Origin of the sequence: Nocardiopsis sediminis (assembly GCF_042650565.1) — a bacterium.
GTDB classification, from domain to species: domain Bacteria; phylum Actinomycetota; class Actinomycetes; order Streptosporangiales; family Streptosporangiaceae; genus Nocardiopsis_B; species Nocardiopsis_B sediminis.
In genome coordinates, this window is sequence record NZ_JBHSBH010000010.1 from 218,067 (window position 1) to 235,253 (window position 17,187).

Sequence of the window (17,187 nt, forward strand, 5' to 3'; positions counted from 1 at the left end):
GCGGTCCCCGACAGCATCGGCGCCATCGCCGCCGCGAGCGGAGCGTAGGCGTAGGCGCCGATCCCCAGCAGCGGGGCCGCCCACAGGAACTGCGCATAGGTGTCGAGGGTGCCGAAGACCAAGAGGACGGCGCCGAAGAACACCAGCAGCACCGCGATCGGACCGCGCAGACCGAGCCCGAACCGGTCACGCACCCAGCCGACCGCCGGCTTCACCACGACCGCGATGGCCGCGAAGATGATCAGCACGGTCCCCGCGCGGACGGGGTCGATCCCGCTGCCCTCGGTCATCAGGGTGTTCGACCAGGTCACGAACCCATAGGTCCCCCATACCCCGCCGAATCCGGCGAGCCCGAGCAGCAGCAGATCCCGGTTGCGCAGAACCGAGCGGATGTCCGGGCGCGCCTCACCCGGCGTGCCCTCCTCGGCCGGTGTGCCGTTGCGGACCAGCAGGAGGCAGGCGACGGCGATGACGATCGTGATCGCCCCGAAGAGGTGGTAGGAGACCCGCCAGTCCGCGAGGGCGAGCAGGCGCGGCACGACGGCGTTGGCCACGACGATGCCCAGCGAGGTCGCGGTCAGGAAGAGCCCGGTCGCGAACCCCCGCCGGGCCGGGGCGAACCAGGTGGCGATCAACTTGAGGCCGGCGGAGAAGTCGACGCCCGCGCACAGCCCGACCAGCCCCTGGAGGACCAGGCCCAGCGGGATCGACGTGACGGAGCCGAACAGCACCATCGCGAGCCCGGCACCCACACCGGACACGCCGAGCACCACCCGGCTGCCGATCCGGTCGACCAGCACCCCGCCGCCCGCGTTCGACACCACATAGCCCAGGTAGTACCCGGTGGCGAAGGTGCCGAGAGCGGCCAGGGGCACCCCCAGGGACTCACTCACCGACACCGACGCCGGCCCCCAGGCCGAGCGGTCGACGGAGGTCATGGTGAAGGCGGCCCACGCCATGAACAGGACCACCCACCGGTAGGGGGAGGCGGTGGCCGGGACCGGGTCGGGCCGGGTGAAAAGGACACGCGTCAATGAGGACTCCGAGCGGGAGGGCGGCACGGCCGCAGTCGGAAGAAGGCGTTCCGGGGGAGGTTCCGTGCTACAGCCGCCGTGTCGTGTCCCGGTCGCGCCACGTCATAGGAGGTGGCGGCGGCGCCCGCACCTGATGGTCGGCGGGGTGTGGGAGGTTGTCCCCGGAGCGGCGAAGGAGGACCGGTGCGGGATGAACGCGGTCACAAGGCGGGTGCGCAGCGAGCCTCGGAGGGGGGAGGCGGGGGAGGCGTCCATGCGATTCCGGAGATGGTCCGCCCCTGGGCCAAACACGACAAGGGGCGGAAGGCCGGGAAGAAGAAAGCCGCGAGGAAGCCCGGCACACACGCGCTGGTATGCCACCTGATCGACACGATGGAGGTGGCGTACCTCTTATACCCGATCTTCCTTGGCCCCAAGGTGCGCGGGGAACTCGAAGAGACCTTCTCCCCGCTCTCCGGCGAGCCCCGTGCCTGGGTCGCGCTGCTGTGCGGGCTGCACGACCTGGGCAAGTACACGCCCGCGTTCCAGTCGCTGGTGCTGGAGGTGGCCGAGGCACGCTTCCCGGCGGAGCACCACGCGATCCTCCGGAAGTGCGAACCCGCCCGGAAACGCGGCGGACTCGACACCAAGCACGGGCTGAGCACCGGCCTGCACATCGAGGCGATGCTGGAGGAGGCAGAGGCGAAATGGGACATGGTGCGCCTGATCAGCTCCGTCCTGGCGGCGCACCACGGGTGGTTCCCGGAGCCCGGCATGCTGGACGACGTCCGCGGGAAGAGGGACCTCGGCGACCGCACATGGTGGGAGGCGCGGTCGGAGATGGTGCGCTGTATCGCGCGGCTCGCCGGGCTGGAGTTCCAGGACGGCCGCTGGCGCGATGTCAACGTTTCCGCGCTCGGGATGATCGGCCTGGCCGGACTCACGACGATCTCCGACTGGGTCGCCTCCGACTCCTCCTTCTTCCCCTACGAGTCCCACCCTCATGACCTGGTCGCCTACCGCGACCGGGCCCGGGCCAACGCGGAGAACGCGCTGGCCAAGACCAACTGGTCCGCGTGGCGGCCCGGCGAGCGGACCCGGTTCACGGACCTGTTCAAGGACGAATCCTTCAAGGGCGGACCGCGACCCGTCCAGACGGCAGTGGAGGAGTGCCTGGAGCACTGCGCGGAGCCGGGCGTCCTAGTGATCGAAGCCCCCACCGGCGAAGGCAAGACCATGGCCGGCCTGCAAGCGGCCGCGCGCCTGGCGAACCGGCTGGGCCTGGGTGGCCTGTACCTGTCCACGCCCACCAAGTCATTGAGCGTCCAGGCCAGAGATGAGGTGCAGAAATTCCTCGAGGCCACCGGGTCCACCCTGGAAGCCAACCTCGTCTACTCCGGAGCGGCCAAGGAGCAGAAGGCCGAGCGGGACCAACGCAGGAAGGAGAAGGAGAAGAACGAGAAGGCGTCCGGGAATCGGACGATCACCCCTGAGAGGATCGGTCACGAGGGACGGGACGAGGAGGCGCAGCGGAACGGGGCCCAAGAACCGTGGGAGTGGTTCTACAGGAAGAAGGGACTGGCATTCCCGATCGGGGTCGGCACTGTCGACCAGGCGGTCAAATCCGTGATCCGCAGCGGGCACAACTTCCTCGGGATGACCGCGCTCAGCAACAAGGTCGTGCTCATCGACGAGGTGCACTCGTACGATGCCTACACCTTCCTGCTCGTCCAGCAGCTCATGTGGTTCTGCGGCCGGATGGGGGTGCCGGTCGTGCTGATGTCGGCCACCCTGACGGGCAGCCGCCGTGTGGAGCTGATCGAGTACTGGCACGCAGGGAAAGAGGACAGGAACGCGGACACCGAGCGCATCCAGAAGGAGGCCGACGCCGGATCGTGGCAGGTCACCTGGAGCGGCAGCAAGGGTAAGCCGCAGCCGGTCGAGCTCTCCGAGGAGATCCTCAAACGCGGCACCGTCCGCGTGGACCGGGGCGACGATTCCCCGGAGGCCATCGCGAAACGGGCGGTCGACGCGGTCGTGCACGGCGGGACGGCGCTGGTCATCCTGAACACCAAGACGCGAGCCCACAAGGTCGAGAGGCAAGTGCGGACCCTGCTCGACGGCGAGCGCGATGGTCCTGAACTCATCTTCTTCACCGGCGACCACCAGGGCGAAGAACGGGCGGCGATCCGTGACCGCCTCAAGGCCCGCCTGGGAAGGACGTCGTCGCTCTCCGACCGGCACGCCATCGTGGTCGGGACCCAGGTCCTCGAACACGGCCTGGATCTCGACGCCGACTTCCTGATCACCGACCTGTGCCCGATCGACCTCCTCTTCCAGCGGGCGGGCCGCCTGCACCGCCACAAGCGGGAGCACCGCCCCGAGGGGCTTTGCGACCCCGTCCTGGTGGTCGCCGACAGGGGCCAAGAGACCGGCCCGCGCAAGCGCCGCCACGAGAATCTGGGCTTCACATCGGGGATTTCGAACGTCTACTCACCGTGGATCCTCGGCCGTAGCCGAGCGGTCCTGCGCGAGACCCTGGATCAAGGGGAGTGGGACCCACTGGAGGAGATCGGCCGCCAGATCCACCGGGTCTACGTGAACACGGATTCACTCGCCGAGCCGGGTTGGAATTCCGCCTGGCGCCAGGCGGAGAAGTCCCACCGGCAAGCGGTGGAGAAGCGAAGGTTCAACGCACGTTCGGTGATGGTTCCGTTGGGGAGGTCTCCACTATCGGTGCTACGCATGACCCAACGCTCGGTTCCCGGCGGTCTCACCCGCTTCTCCGACCAGGAAAGTGATCACGCCGGGGGTGATCGGAGAGGCGAGTGAGCGGAACGACCGTGCTGCCTAGGTGCACATCCAGCAACCCGCCAATATGTTCCGCAGCTATGCCGTCTCCACCACTGCTGGCCCGGCGATTTTTCGGCAATGGTGGTCACCCCCGGCGTGCGCCCTCCGGCCAGATCACGTTGACGGGCACGCCTTTGCCGCGGGCGTATTCCACGGCGTCGCCGGTGCCCCCCTTACCGCCCGAGGGTTCGCCGTCCCAGACGGCGAAGAGGCGGTCGATCCCGCCCAGGACGGCGGCGTTGGCGTCCTCATAGGCCGCGCGTCCGGCGGTGCGGTGCGGCATGTAGCGCACCAGGGCCGAACGCATCAGCAGGTTGTCGAACTGCTCCAGGTTCCAGGGCTTGACCTTGGCCTCGCGGTAGTCGACGGAGGGCAGCACCACCTCCAGGAGCCCGCCGGCGTCGAGGACGACCTCGGCGAACACCTGGTCGGCCCCGCGCGCCAGGCACGACACCCCGACCAGGTCCCCATCGAGGTAGGGGGAGATGGCGACTTCCAACGCTTTGCGTACCAGCGGAACGCTGTCCGGCGTGAGGTTGGAGTGCCCGGTGATCCCGATGCGCGTCACGCCGTCTCCTTCAGGTTCGACTGTCCATCCAGCAGGGTTGTCGCCAGTTCGTCACGGAGCTGGGCGATCGCGGGATCCCGGTGGTAGGCGGCGGACTCGGTGTACCAGTCGTGCAGCCGACGACGGACGCGTCCGGACCCGATGGTGCGCTCCAGGGACGCTGCTCGCGAGATCGCGCTGGCGGCCTCGCCCGGTTCACCCAGGACGAGGTAGGTGCGGCCCAACCCGATCAGGTCGAACGCGCGATTGCGCAGTTTCTCCGGCGCGCGTAGCCGCAGCGCCTGCGTGATGTAGTCGGCAGAGGCGGTCGCGTAGCGGGTCCGTGCGGCCCGGTCCTCCGTCCCGGCCGCCAGGTCGCGGTAGCGGGCGCCGACGACGCCGGCCAGCTCTGCGCGGTCGAAGGAGCGTGCCCACTCCGGCACTTCGGAAGATCCGTCTTCGTTGTCGAGGAGGTCCTCGGCTTGGGCGACCGATCGGCGCCATGCCTCCGCCCGTCCGACTCTGGCATAGGACCAGCCCTCGCGGGTGCGCAGCAGAGCCAGGACGATTCCCGGCGCCGCATGGGCCTGGGCGCTGTCCAAGGCCAGGCGGGAGATCTCCAACGCGTCTTGGGGGCGTTTCAGGTCGAGCATCTGCCGCGCCATGTCGGCGAGCACACCGACTCCGTACAACCGATGCTCCGGCCCTGCCTGATGCGCGAAACGCAGCGCGAGGGTGTAGTACTCCTGGGCACTGGGGTGGTCACCGGCGTCGTAGGACATCGACGCGCTGATCTTCGCCAGCTCGGCCATCACCATGAAGAGGCGGGAGCGGACCGGTTCCGGCTGGAAAACCTCCGCCAGTTCGGCCACCTCGGAGAGCTGGCCGAGAACCGCCTTGCGACGGATGCCCAGCTTCCACCGGTCATCCCAATGGCGCATCGCCACCGTCGCCGCTTCGATGCGCATCAGCTCGCCGTCACCGATCGTACGTCGGCCCAGTGGCCCCGCGTCTGTGGGCAGCAACCAGTGTTCCAGCGTCTCCGTCAGCGCCGTGCCCACGACGAGCGCGCCCCCCGCCGCCAGTGCTTCTCTGCGTTTCATCAGATCCCTCAGCGTCATCTCTGCGGCATCCCGCACCATCCTCGGGGCCGACCATAGATCACCAGGAGGGCTGCTGAGGGGACTGCTCCGCCGTATACCTCCCTCGTATACCCAGTCGGAATCCGCCAGGCCGATCATTCGCCGGGCCTCATTGGGCATCGACAGCCCATCGGCGATGCGCCGCCATGTCTTCAGCGCGGTGACTTCCCTTCTGCCGCGCATGATGCCGCTGACATGCGGTTGCGCCATGTCGATGGCGGCGCCAATGGCGTGCTGGCTGGCTCCGGTGCGTTGGCGCACGAGGCGCAGAAGAGCACCTGCGTCCTCCCGCGACAGCGCCACCTGCACTTCACCGCGCGTCCAGAAGGCGGACGGGATGGGGACGCGCTTGGCGTCGCTGGGATCGCTCATTGATACCGCCGGTGTATATCGACGCGGGATTCCGTAGCCGCAGGACAACGACGTTACATCGGCCCATCAGTTCATACCCGTAGAACAGGTCGCTTCCCGACGAGCTCAGGGAGGAAAACGTGATGTCCGTTCGACGGACCGGCGTGTCAAGGATGACCAGCCAGCGTGCCGATACGGTGCGACCCCACATCCACACCAACCCGCGGGGGCATGCAGACGCGAACCGGGCCCGCAGTCAGGCTCTCGACGCCGCGACGCTGGCCGGGACTGCAGTGGACTGCCTCTTCTCTGTTCGCCGATCCGCCGAGAGGGCGGCCCGGTGAGTGCGAGCGGCGCGATGTTCGATCTCGTGCCGCACGGTGAGGACTCGTGGCCTGGCCGAGCGCGCTTCATCCGCGGCGATGACGACGCCGTCGCCGTTGCCCGGCTCCGGGTGGCCCGCGCCCTCGGCAGCAACCACCCGTGCCGGGGCCAGGCGTCCGTGGTCGCCGAGGAACTGGTGGCCAACGCCGTGCAGCACAGCCGCAGCGGCGAACGCGGGAACGAACTCGTTCTACACATCACCTGCACCGTCACCAACGTCCGCATTGAGGTGACCGACGCCGGGCCGCTCTTGGCGCGCCCGACGGTTCCCACAGTCAGCAAGACAGGGGGCCTGGCGAGGGTCGCCGCGGTGTCGCGCTCCTGGGACTTCGAACAGCATCCCAACCGGTTCGTGACGGTGTGGGCGGAACTGGAGGCCCGCCGGTGATCGAGTGCCGCCACGACCTCACAGACAACGAAGCCGCTGGCCTCGACGCGATCAGCCCTGGCTTGTTCACCCAGCGCGCCAACGGCTCCGGACAGAAGCGTTACGGGCGGCGGTACTACGCGACCGGGCACGTCTACCCGACGGCCCAAGAGCAGGAACGCTACACCCGTGGGGTGGGGCGGGGATGCTAATGACCTTCGCCGAGGAGATGCGGTGCCGATGGCCGGGCCTGGTCATCTGGCCGGGTACTGCGACCGGCCGGTGGTGGGCGATGCATCCGGCGCTGCCGCACCTGGTGGACGGGGCCACTCCGCGGGAGATCGCCGAAAGGTTGCGCTACCGCTTGGAGGCGGCCGGTGTCTCGGAGCACCCGCTGTGAACAGCGGCCGCATTCCCAGTGTGAACCTGCCCGGAGGCGCGGTGAGGTCGCGGGGGTGCCCCCTGCTCTCGCGGCTCCACCACACCCGTGAACCGCACGCCGCCTCGACGCTGCTCGGGAGACCGCCCCCTGATGACCTTCCCGGCGAACGTCCGGCCTGTGGCAGGGTTGCCGTCCGTCACCGAGCGAGGAGGAATCCATGCACCCCGTATGCGATCACCCCGGATGGGGACCGACCAACACCCGCGCTGTCCGCACACCCGCGGGCGGCACCACTGCCACCGCCGAGGAAACCGGAATCACCCTCGGGCCCAGCGAGGCGGCGGTGGACGTCTACGACCCAGCCACCCTCACACACCGCACCCCGGCAGCGCTGCGCCGCGTGCTTGCTGGCCACGGACCAGCCGAGCGGCTGCGCAACCCGGACCTGTGGGACGCCATCGCCACCGCGATCATCCGCCAGGTCATCCGCGCGGATCAGGCCCGCCTGATGTACCAGCGCTTCACCGCAGCCATCGGCGAACCCATCAACCACGTCGGCGAACGGCTTCACCTGTTCCCGACTCCCAACGTCGTGCTCAGCGTGGACGACACCACCTTCACCCGGCTCGGGATGGCATTCAAGCGGCGTCCCCTACGCGCCGCCGCCGAGGCGTTCGGCGACCTCGGCGTGAAGTGGGCCTCCCTGCCTCCAGCTGACCTTGCCGCCGAGATCCAGTCCGTACCGCGCATCGGCCCCTGGACCGCAGGCGCGGCCGTCGCCGACTACACCGGCGACTTCTCCTTCTACCCCTACGGCGACATGGCGGTCCGCAAGTACGCCCGCCAGGCCGCCCCCTCCCTTGCCCTGCCCGACACCGAGGCCGACTTCGCGACCCGCTGGAGGGGATACGCCGGCACGCCCGGCGAACTGTCGGCTCTCACCGTTCTCACCCTCGCCCTGGGAGGACACCGTGGAAAGGCTCGACCCCCCGTATGACGTGATCACCGGACACGACCCCAACCGTCCCGTGGACATCGTGTTCGTCAACGCACCCTTGCGCGACTACGCGATCCGGCCGCGCGTCAACGACTTCACCCTGCCCGTCCTGGGCATGGGCTATCTCGCCACCTACGCCTCCGCCCGCGGGTTCAACGTCGGCGTGCTCGACGCCGAAGCCGCCGGCCTGCCGATCGCCGACGCGGTCACGGCGATCAACAAGGCCTGGCCCCGCTGGGCCGGGTTCAACCTGCTCGCCCCCACCTATGAGATCTCGGCCCGAATCGCCGCGGCTCTGGACCCTGGGATTCGGGTGATGCTGGGCGGCCACCAGGCCAAGGCCATGCCCGCCCAGATCCTCACCGACGCCCGCATGGTCCGTTGCGACGCCCTGGTCATCGGCGAAGCCGAAACCCGCGTCGCCGCCCTACTGGAGGACCATCGGGCGCGCGCCGACCTGCCCGGCGTGATGTGGCTCGATCCCATCCTGAAGACCCCGGTGACCGGAGGGCGCCCGGGGCAGAGCCACCACTTGGCCCCCGACATCGACGGCCTACCGTTCGTCGACCGCCGCTTCCTCGCCCACGACCCCCACCACGACTCGGGCCGGTGGGAGGCGAACATGGTCGGCGCCCGTGGCTGCCCCTACGACTGCTCGTTCTGCGGCGCCGCAGTGTCGGCCAACCCCGACACCACCATCCGCGTCCGCCATCCCGGCAATGTGGTCGCCGAGATGCAGCAGCTCCGTGACGGCCTGGGGGTGACGGCGTTCCGGTTCGTCGACGACCTGTTCCTCGGCGCCCGCCGCGTCATCCATACCATGATGGAGGGGTTCACCGCCGCCGGCATCGGTGGCTGGGCGGTGTGGGACGCCACCGGCCGCATCAACGTCCTGGCCCGGGAGAGCGACGCGACTCTGGACCTGCTGGCCGCAAACGGGCTGCGCGAGGTTGCGCTCGGCATCGAGTCCGGCAGTGAACGCGTGCTCTCCTACATCGACAAGCGCATCACCCACGACATGATTCGTTCCGTTGTCGGCCGCCTGGTCGCGCGCGGTATCAACGTCAAGGGCTACTTCATCCTCGGGTTCCCCACCGAGACCCGAACGGAGATGGCCGAGACCGTTGCGCTGGTCCAGGAGCTGTGGGACCTCACCGACCGGCGTCCGGGCCGGTTCCGCTCTTCGGTGTTCGAGTTCCGCCCCTACCCCGGCACCCCGGAATGGGACCGGCTGATCGCCACCGGCCGCTACACCCCCGCCCAACTGCTGGACTACACCGCCGTGGACCTCACTGCACAGGGGGTGGACGAGGCGATGCGGGGCCGCGACGAATTCAGCTTCTCCACCGGCATCCAGTTCGGCGAAGCAACCGTGGACGAGGTACGCGCCGCCCTCGTCCAGCTGTCCCGTGGCGAGCACGAGCGGCGGAGCGCGGCATGAGCGGCGGGGTGTTCGTCGCCGTCGACGGCCCCGGCGGGGCCGGCAAGTCCACCCTCGTCCGCAACCTCGACCAACGGCTCACCGCGGCCGGGATACCGGTGCTGGCGACCACCGAGCCCTCCCACTCCCCGCTGGGTAAGTTCGCCCGACACCACACCGGCGACTACCAGGGCATGGCACTGGCGTGCCTGGTCGGCGCCGATCGGTACCACCACCTCGAAACCGAGGTGCGGCCCGCCGTTGCGGCCGGTCGGGTGGTGTTGTGCGACAGGTACACCCTGTCCACGGTGGTGCTTCAGGCGGGCATCGACGACGTCCCGGAACAGTTCGTGCGCTGCATCAACGCAGACGCCGAACCTCCCGATCTCCAGATCGTCCTCACCGCGCCGTCCCGCGTGCTGCGTGAGCGGCTGGCCGTGCGTGGCTCACATGGCCGATTCGAAGACGACCCGACCGTTCCCGATCGCGAGGTCGAGCTGTACCGGAAGGCCGCGGCCGCCTCCGAGAGGGCCGGGGTACCCACCATGGTCGCCGACACCTCCCAGGGGCTGGCGTCGATCGAATCTCTTCTTTCGAGGCTCACGAGCATCATCGGGGGGCTATGGTCGCAATGACATCATGAGCCCGCCGTGTGAGGTGACCGTGTCCGAGCGCTATCGCAGCATCATCGACGTGCACGTCATCCTGCACCGGAGCGGGGAGATCCTGCTGCTGGAACGGCAGGGGACCGGGTACTGCGACGGCATGCTGCACCTGCCCTCCGGCCACCTCGACGAAGGGGAACCGCTGAACCACGGGGCAGCCCGGGAAGCTCGCGAGGAAGTCGGGGTCACCATCAACCCCGACTTCCTCAGTCTGGCGGCGGTCGTTCACCACAGGCAGCGTTCAGACCTGGCCCGCGTCGGCATGTTCTTCGTTGCTGAGCGGTGGAAGGGCGAGCCCTACAACGCCGAACCCCACAAGTGCGGCAAGCTCCAATGGGCCGACCCGCACCTCCTACCGTCCAACATGATCGACTACCCGGCAGCCGGAGTTCGCGCCTGGTGCGACAACACCGCCTTCGCGCACCACGGATGGGCCGACCAGGGCTAGGACGTGTTTGGAAACCGGGTCATGTAGGGATGAACGGCATCACAACGGCATAGTCGGGCGTGTCGCCCCGCAGATGAGCGAAGCCTCCGGTAGACGGGTCAACGACCAAGAAGACCTTGCCCACCGGAGGCTTCGTGCCGACCCTACCGGGCCCTGGGCGCGGTGACCTCACCGATGCGCAGTGGGCCCTGCTGCACCCCCTGCTTCCCGGCCCTGCGGCCTGCGGCCGGCCGCAGGTGCGCCGCAAGCGGACCCTCATCGACGCGATCCGGTGGCGAACCCGCACCGGGGCGCCCTGGCGCGACCTGCCCGCAGGCTATGGGCCCTGGCAAACGGTCTACGACCTGTTCTGCCGCTGGAGACAGGACGGCACCTGGGCGCGTATTCTCGCCGGCCTCCAGTCACACGCCGACGCCCAAGGCCTGATCACCTGGGACGTCGGCGTCGATTCCACCGTCATACGCGCCCACCAGCACGCCGCCGGCGCCCCGAAAAGGGGGAGGGCGAAGATCACGGAACGGCGGCGGAGCCCGCCGGCCACGCGCTGGGCCGCTCCCGCGGCGGGCTCACCACCAAAATCCACCTGGCCTGCGAGCAGGCGATGAAGCCCCTGGCCGTGGTGATCACGGCAGGGCACTGCGGGGACGCCCCGCAGTTCGAGGCGGTCATGGACCGCATCCGGGTGGCCGCGCACGGAAGGCCGGGGCCGGCGCGCACCCGCCCGGTGCGGGCCCGCGCGGACAAGGCCTACAGCTCCCGCGCGATCCGCTCCTACCTGCGCAGGCGCAGGATCAAGGCGACGATCCCCGAGCCGGCCGACCGGGTCGCCGCCCGCAAGCGCAAGGGGAGCCGGGGCGGCCGCCCGCCCGCCTTCGACACGGCCGACTACCGCCACCGCAACACGGTGGAGCGCGGGATCAACCGGCTCAAGCGCAACCGGGCGGTGGCCACCCGCTACGACAAGCTCGCCTCAAGCTACGAGGCCACCGTCCTGATCGCGGTCATCAACGAATGGCTCTGACTTTCCAGACACGTCCTAGTTGGCGAGCCCTGAGGAGAAGGTAGCGGCCGAAGAGGTGCTTACCACCTCACCAGTATGATGAGGACGACCTGGACAACGAGCACCAACGCCAGGCTCACGAGGCTCGCGATGCAGAGAGTGAGCCGCTCTGAGATGGACAATCGGCCCTCGAAGAACGGGGTTGGCATCACGGTGGGGGGTCTCCAATCTTGATGCGAAGGAGCCTCGACGGTATCACAAGGAACTGTGCATGTACCCGTAGTCAGACCGCAACCGCACACGCTCCACGTCCGGTAGAGTCCGAAACCATCCTGGGCTGGCCCGGGGTGGTCCCTGTGCGTGTTCACGTGGACATACGCCCCGCGACGCGGGGGAGTTGGGAGCGGCGGCAACGCGTGATTCTCGTTGTCGCCGCTTCTTGTCGTCACCCGTCGTTAAGGTAGGCGTGGCCTGTCGACCCCCGGAGTTCTGGTGCCATCGTTCAATTTGCTCAGCTCGCGTTGGATCAGTGCCGTCACCCTTGACGGTAAGCCGGACCTTCTGAGTCTCAGTGACGTGCTCAGAAACGCGAATGACTTGCGCTGCGTCCAGGGGGAAGCGCCCATCGTCACGGCCGCTCTCTACCGTCTGCTGATCGCTTTTCTCCACCGAGTCCACCAGGGCCCCGCCTCAGAGGAGGAGTGGGCGGAGCTGTGGGCCAACGGGGTCGACGCTGAACGGCTGGAGGCCTACGAGGCTGCGCACTGGGATGAGTTCTGGCTCCTCGGCGGGGATAGACCTTTCCACCAGTGCCCGGATCTCGCTGATGTCCCGTGGAAACCGGCCACGCACCTCGTGCTCTACCGGGCCAAGGGCAACAACACCACTCTCCACGATCACACAACGGATGATGAGTGGCCCGCTTTTCCCCCTGATGCAGCCGCTCGCTGGCTGGTCACCCTCCAGACTTTCGATACCGGCGGCACCAAAACACCCTGTCGACCTGGGGGCGTCAAGAGTTCCAAGGCCGGTCCTGGCAACTACTTCGGGACGGTCCTGCTGGAGGGAGAGACGCTATGGGAGACCCTCCTGCTCAACACGGTCGTATACGACCCCGGTGCGGGTCGGCCCCTGGCCACCACCACACCCCAGGACCGAGCGATCTGGGAACGCGAACAGCCTCCAGGTCCCGAGCCGATCGCCAAAGCCTTTCCCAAGGGATGGGTCGACCTCCTCACCTGGCCGTCCCGGCGGATCCTGTTACACGGCGAGGGAGAGGACAGGCGCGTGAACGTGGACGGCGTGGTGGTCGCGCCGGGCACCGAGCTCGGTGTGGAGCTCCACACGGTCGAGGCCATGGCGGCGTTTCACAAACGTGAGGACAAGAAGCTCACATACGACCCGGTGCGTTTGGAGATCCTGCGCGGCGTCTGGCGGCACGCTACGGACCTGCTTCTGCCCGCCCAGGAGCGAGGGGGAAGACGGCGTCCGCAGACGATCGAGGAAGTGGCATGGCTTGTGCAGCTGGGGTATCTGGACGAGCGCAAGACAGTCACACTCCGGGTGTTCGGACAGAAACTCATGCCCAATCCGGGTGCGGTCGAGTACTGGTCGGAGGACGCGTTACCGATCAAGCTCGCCTTGCTCCGGGTGCACGACGAATGGAACCTGGAACAATTATTCGGGCGCGCTGTGACTCTGGCCGACGCCGTCGGTCGCGAGCTAGACCGCATGGTCGCGAACTACCACGAAGGTCTACGTAGTAGATTCGATGCGCGCAAGTACAGGAGCTTTCTTGCCGAACGCTACTGGCCGCGGCTTGACGCCGAATTTGCACTTCTCCTCCATGACCTGAGTGAACTGGTGATCCGGATCGAACCGGAGGCACTGGATGGATGGGTGGAGATCCGCAGGCTGTTCGAACGTTGGGGGCGGTACGTGGGTGTCACCGCCCGGGCGGCGGTCCACACCTGGATCGATGATTTTCCCGGAGGCTCACCGCGCCAGGTTTTGGAAGCCGCCCGCGCCGAGATGATCCTCGTCGGCGCGCTTAACAAGCTCAGCGACGCCTACCAGCATGAGATTCGCCAGTTCACGGGGTGGTGAGTGTGGTACTGGAAAACCCCAACCCCGAATCCCCCCACCGGGGGTTCGTCGACGACCTGTACCGGATCGGGAACTCTCTTGAGTCGAAGAACCCGCATGTCGTCGCTCGGTCCCGGAGGACCCTTGCCCGCCTGCGGCGCGGGCTCACCGACGACCGTTACGCCGGCGACGGGTACGAACTCCTCTTCCGCCATCAGATCCCCGAACGGCACGAACCCCCGTGCCTGCTGGTCGCCGGGCTGTTCGCGCTCAACTCGCACACCACCACACGCGCCTCGGAGCGATGGCGGCTGTGTGCCGCCCTCGCCGACGCCGGCTCGGCGGGCGCGGCCGATGCCCGGGTGCGCCAGCTGATCGGGGCGACGCAGACAGGCGGCCTCGACTACCGCCTGCGCCAGGCCGTCCAGCTCATCGGTGGGGCACGGCCGCGGATGGCCCTCGACTACGAACACCTCCTGTGGGACCTCATCCACCTCAACGGCGACGAGGCGCAGGCCGCGAAGGTCCGCGTTCGCTGGGCGCGCGACTTCAAGCACCGCGTGTACCGCCAGACCTCCCAGAAGGAAGCGGCAGCAACCGAATGATCATCGAGCTCCACCTCCTCCAATCCTTCCCGACGAGCAACCTCAACCGCGACGACATGGGGCAGCCGAAGTCCGTCACCTTCGGCGGCGCGATCCGCGGCCGGGTGTCCAGCCAGAGCCTCAAGCGGTCCGCGCGGAACCTGTTCCCCGAGGTAGGGCTCGCCGAAGAGGAGACCGCGAAGCGCACCAAGCGGCTCCTCCAACAGGCCGCGAACCGACTGGCCCCCGAGGGGGAGGAGGCCGGCGACGAGGACAGGACGGTCGTCCGCGAGGCCCTGCGGCAGATGGGCTTCGGGGTGAACGCCGCCACCGACCTCACCGAGTACCTGCTGTTCGTCAAGGCCACCGCTGTCGACACCCTCGCCGCGCACTGCGCCGAGCACCGGGAGCGGCTGCTCAAAGACGCGGCCAAGCGGGAGAAGAACCCCAAGGGCAGCGAGAAGAAGAAGCCCGACGGCGACACGCTGAAGGTGGCCCGCACGATCCTCGACGCCCGCAGGTCCGTGGACATCGCCCTGTTCGGGCGGATGATCGCCGACAACAAGGACTTCAACGTCGACGCCGCGTCCCAGGTCGCGCACGCCATCTCCACGCACGCGGTCGCGGTCGAGTTCGACTTCTACACCGCCGTGGACGACCTGAAGCCTGACGCCGAGGCGGGCGCGGACATGATCGGGACGGTCGACTTCAACGCCGCCTGCTACTACCGCTACGCGAACCTTGACCTCGGCCAGCTGCGGCGCAACCTGTTCGGAGCGGTCGCCGAGCTCGCGGCGGAGGACGAGGACCTGCTGAAGCGGGCCGCCAGCGCCTGGCTCAACGCCTTCGTCCGGGCGGTGCCCAGCGGGAAGCAGAACTCCATGGCCGCCCTCACCCAGCCCGACACCCTGCTCGCCGTGGTACGCGACAGCGGTTCGTGGAACCTGGCCAACGCCTTCCTGAACCCCGTCGCGGGGACCGGGGTCATGGAAACCTCCACCCGCCTGATGTGGGAGCACTTCTCCCGGCTCCGCGGCTTCTACGGTGACCGCGAAATCCGTGCCGTGGCGATGGCCTCGCTCTCCGGCGACCTCGACGCGCTGGAGGTGCCGCGCGAGGAGCAGGCCGACACGCTGGCCGGCTTCTCCCAGAAGGTCCTGGGAGCGGTCGGTGGCTGATACGGCCGTGCTGGCGCTGCGGTTCGATGCGCCGATGCAGTCCTGGGGGGTGCGCTCCCGGTTCACCTACCGCGACACCTCACCGGAGCCGACCAAGTCCGGTGTCGTGGGGCTCCTGGGTGCCGCACTCGGCGTGGAGCGCACCGACGTCGCCGGGATCGCCCGGCTCGCCGGGCTGCGCATGGCGGTGCGGGTGGAGCGCGAGGGCATCCTGGAGCGCGACTACCAGGTCACCACCGGCGTCCCCACCACCAAGGGCACCGGCCACCGCAACGTCGTCAGCCACCGCTACTACCTGGCCGACGCCCTCTTCCTCGTGCTCCTCGAAGGCGACCGGCCCCACCTGGAGCGTCTGCGTGACGCGGTGCTCCACCCCGCCTGGCCGCTGTTCTTCGGCCGCAAGGCCCACGTCCCGGCCGGACCGCTGGTCCTGCCCGAGGAGTGGGGGCTGGGCACCGGGATCCGGCCCGAGACCACGCTGGAGGAGGCCCTGCGCGTCCACCCGTGGCAGGAGGACCGCTCCGGCCCGGGGGCCGACATCGCGGCCGTCCCGGATCTGCGCGCCGTCATCGAGGTCTCCGCACGCGAACGCGACGCCGAACCCCGGTACGACCTCCCCGTCACCTTCGCCTCGGGCGACCGCGAGTTCCGCCAGCGCCACGTGCGCGTGTGCCACGTCCCCATCCCTCCGGCCGAGAGTGTGAGCCCCTGACGTGTACTTGAGCAGACTCCCGCTGAACACCGCGTCGCGCGCGTTCCGGCGGGACTTCGCCGACGTGCAGCACATGCACCGGACCCTGATGTCCGTGCTGCCCGAGGTCGTCAACGGCGAGCCCGCACGCCGCGAACACGCCCTGCTATGGCGGCTGGATCCCGCCGAGACCGGCTACGTGCTGCTGGTGCAGACCCGCGACCGGCCCGCGTGGGACCGGCTTCCCGACGGCTACCTGGCGGGGGAGGCGCAGGCGCGCTCGATGGAGGGCGCGCTGGAGGCGATCGCCCCCGGCCGCGCGCTTGCCGTCCGGCTGACCGCCAACCCCACCCGCATCGTGCGCGACCCGGCCGCACCCAAGGAGGTGCGCGGCAAGCGGGTGCCGTTGCGCGACCCGGAGGAGCAGCTGGGCTGGCTGGCACGCAAGGGCGAGCAGCACGGGTTCGTGGTCCCGGCCGGCGCCGACGGCGGGATGGCGGTCACCATCTCGCCCTGCCCGCCGATGGTCGGCTACAAGGGCGAGGGAACCGGCCGGAACAAGATCACGATCTCCGCCGTCCGCTACGACGGCCGCCTGGTGGTCACCGACGCCGCCGCCTTCACCGACGCGGTGCGCAGCGGCATCGGCCGCGCCAAGGCCTACGGCTGCGGCATGCTCAGCCTGGCCCCGATCGCTCCCGCCTGAGGGCTCCGGCCGCGGAGCCCTCAGGCGGGTGAGCGGACGTGGTGCTCTCCCCAGTCCCACATCGCCTGGAGACGTCCCTGCTGCGTTCGCCGCGCGGTTCAACCTTGGGGACGTCGACGCCCGCATCCCCTGGTCCGGATCCGGCCGGGAAGAATTTTCACGGGCCACAACCCGGATGCGGCCGGGGCCGTTACCGCCTTGCCCCTGCGGCCCACCGATCTCCGGGCGCACCAGGGTGCAGGGGACCGCTCAGGGATCGTGCCCGCTCGACCTGCGGTGACGCCGGACCCCGCTGCCGGGTCCGCCGCCCGCGGGGGCGTCGGCCGCCCACGCGGTCAGGCAGCCCACGCTGCCCAGGATCCAGGCCAGGACCA

At 69.0% G+C, this 17,187-nt stretch carries 16 protein-coding genes; 13 read left to right on the forward strand and 3 right to left on the reverse strand.

Annotation, left to right across the window (positions count from 1 at the left end; translation table 11 throughout):
* The coding region (locus tag ACFOVU_RS15965; protein ID WP_378534387.1) for an MFS transporter at positions 1–1,034 on the reverse strand (1,034 nt) is incomplete at its 3' end.
* A gap of 267 nt (positions 1,035–1,301) precedes the next feature.
* Between ACFOVU_RS15965 and cas3 the strand changes: the two genes are divergently transcribed.
* Positions 1,302–3,845 (forward strand): CRISPR-associated helicase Cas3', encoded by a 2,544-nt coding sequence (gene cas3 / locus ACFOVU_RS15970; protein WP_378534389.1) that lies wholly within the window; start codon positions 1,302–1,304, stop codon positions 3,843–3,845.
* Between the two features lie 106 nt (positions 3,846–3,951).
* Here the strand turns inward: cas3 and ACFOVU_RS15975 are convergent, their stop codons facing one another.
* Together ACFOVU_RS15975 and ACFOVU_RS15980 are read right to left on the reverse strand one after the other, a co-directional pair.
* Positions 3,952–4,434 (reverse strand): hypothetical protein, encoded by a 483-nt coding sequence (locus ACFOVU_RS15975; RefSeq protein ID WP_378534391.1) that lies wholly within the window; start codon positions 4,432–4,434, stop codon positions 3,952–3,954.
* Positions 4,431–5,927, reverse strand: a complete 1,497-nt coding sequence (locus tag ACFOVU_RS15980) for a helix-turn-helix domain-containing protein (protein ID WP_378534392.1) — start codon at positions 5,925–5,927, stop codon at positions 4,431–4,433. Before ACFOVU_RS15980 ends, ACFOVU_RS15975 begins: the two co-directional genes overlap by 4 nt.
* A 319-nt stretch (positions 5,928–6,246) precedes the next feature.
* On the opposite strand from ACFOVU_RS15980, the gene ACFOVU_RS15985 reads away from it, so the two are divergent.
* From ACFOVU_RS15985 to cas6e, 12 genes are all read left to right on the forward strand, one after another.
* A complete protein-coding gene (locus ACFOVU_RS15985) occupies positions 6,247–6,678 on the forward strand; it encodes an ATP-binding protein (RefSeq protein ID WP_378534394.1) in 432 nt (143 codons plus the stop codon).
* 184 nt (positions 6,679–6,862) lie between these two features.
* Positions 6,863–7,057: a hypothetical protein gene (locus ACFOVU_RS15990; protein WP_378534396.1), complete on the forward strand. Its 195-nt coding sequence runs from the start codon at positions 6,863–6,865 to the stop codon at positions 7,055–7,057.
* A 199-nt stretch (positions 7,058–7,256) separates the two neighbouring features.
* On the forward strand, positions 7,257–8,036 hold the full coding sequence (locus ACFOVU_RS15995) for a DNA-3-methyladenine glycosylase family protein (RefSeq protein WP_378534398.1): 780 nt from the start codon (positions 7,257–7,259) through the stop codon (positions 8,034–8,036).
* On the forward strand, positions 8,011–9,477 hold the full coding sequence (locus tag ACFOVU_RS16000; protein ID WP_378534400.1) for a B12-binding domain-containing radical SAM protein: 1,467 nt from the start codon (positions 8,011–8,013) through the stop codon (positions 9,475–9,477). Before ACFOVU_RS15995 ends, ACFOVU_RS16000 begins: the two co-directional genes overlap by 26 nt.
* On the forward strand, positions 9,474–10,091 hold the full coding sequence (gene tmk, locus ACFOVU_RS16005; RefSeq protein WP_378534402.1) for a dTMP kinase: 618 nt from the start codon (positions 9,474–9,476) through the stop codon (positions 10,089–10,091). Before ACFOVU_RS16000 ends, tmk begins: the two co-directional genes overlap by 4 nt.
* Positions 10,092–10,119: 28 nt before the next feature.
* Entirely contained in the window at positions 10,120–10,569 is a 450-nt protein-coding gene (locus ACFOVU_RS16010; protein ID WP_378534404.1) for an NUDIX hydrolase, read from the forward strand.
* A 134-nt stretch (positions 10,570–10,703) separates the two neighbouring features.
* A protein-coding gene (locus tag ACFOVU_RS16015) for an IS5 family transposase (protein WP_378534406.1) occupies positions 10,704–11,590 on the forward strand; the annotation gives its coding sequence in 2 pieces (ribosomal slippage) (positions 10,704–11,102 and positions 11,105–11,590; 885 coding nt in all).
* Between the two features lie 471 nt (positions 11,591–12,061).
* On the forward strand, positions 12,062–13,675 hold the full coding sequence (gene casA, locus ACFOVU_RS16020; RefSeq protein ID WP_378534407.1) for a type I-E CRISPR-associated protein Cse1/CasA: 1,614 nt from the start codon (positions 12,062–12,064) through the stop codon (positions 13,673–13,675).
* Positions 13,672–14,259, forward strand: coding sequence for a type I-E CRISPR-associated protein Cse2/CasB (gene casB / locus ACFOVU_RS16025; protein ID WP_378534409.1), 588 nt, complete (start codon positions 13,672–13,674; stop codon positions 14,257–14,259). The genes casA and casB overlap by 4 nt, the downstream gene beginning before the upstream one ends.
* A complete protein-coding gene (cas7e, locus tag ACFOVU_RS16030) occupies positions 14,256–15,416 on the forward strand; it encodes a type I-E CRISPR-associated protein Cas7/Cse4/CasC (protein WP_378534411.1) in 1,161 nt (386 codons plus the stop codon). The genes casB and cas7e overlap by 4 nt, the downstream gene beginning before the upstream one ends.
* On the forward strand, positions 15,409–16,128 hold the full coding sequence (cas5e, locus tag ACFOVU_RS16035; RefSeq protein ID WP_378534412.1) for a type I-E CRISPR-associated protein Cas5/CasD: 720 nt from the start codon (positions 15,409–15,411) through the stop codon (positions 16,126–16,128). The genes cas7e and cas5e overlap by 8 nt, the downstream gene beginning before the upstream one ends.
* Position 16,129: 1 nt before the next feature.
* Complete coding sequence (gene cas6e, locus ACFOVU_RS16040; protein ID WP_378534414.1) at positions 16,130–16,813, forward strand: type I-E CRISPR-associated protein Cas6/Cse3/CasE; 684 nt, start codon at positions 16,130–16,132, stop codon at positions 16,811–16,813.
* Positions 16,814–17,187 lie beyond the last annotated feature (374 nt).

Bases quoted from the DNA above. Each gene is read 5' to 3' on its own strand.
- cas3 (WP_378534389.1), top strand. From the start codon at position 1,302: ATGGTCCGCCCCTGGGCCAAACACGACAAGGGGCGGAAGGCCGGGAAG.
- ACFOVU_RS15980 (WP_378534392.1), bottom strand. From the start codon at position 5,927: ATGAGCGATCCCAGCGACGCCAAGCGCGTCCCCATCCCGTCCGCCTTC.
- ACFOVU_RS15990 (WP_378534396.1), top strand. From the start codon at position 6,863: ATGCTAATGACCTTCGCCGAGGAGATGCGGTGCCGATGGCCGGGCCTG.
- ACFOVU_RS15995 (WP_378534398.1), top strand. From the start codon at position 7,257: ATGCACCCCGTATGCGATCACCCCGGATGGGGACCGACCAACACCCGC.
- tmk (WP_378534402.1), top strand. From the start codon at position 9,474: ATGAGCGGCGGGGTGTTCGTCGCCGTCGACGGCCCCGGCGGGGCCGGC.
- cas7e (WP_378534411.1), top strand. From the start codon at position 14,256: ATGATCATCGAGCTCCACCTCCTCCAATCCTTCCCGACGAGCAACCTC.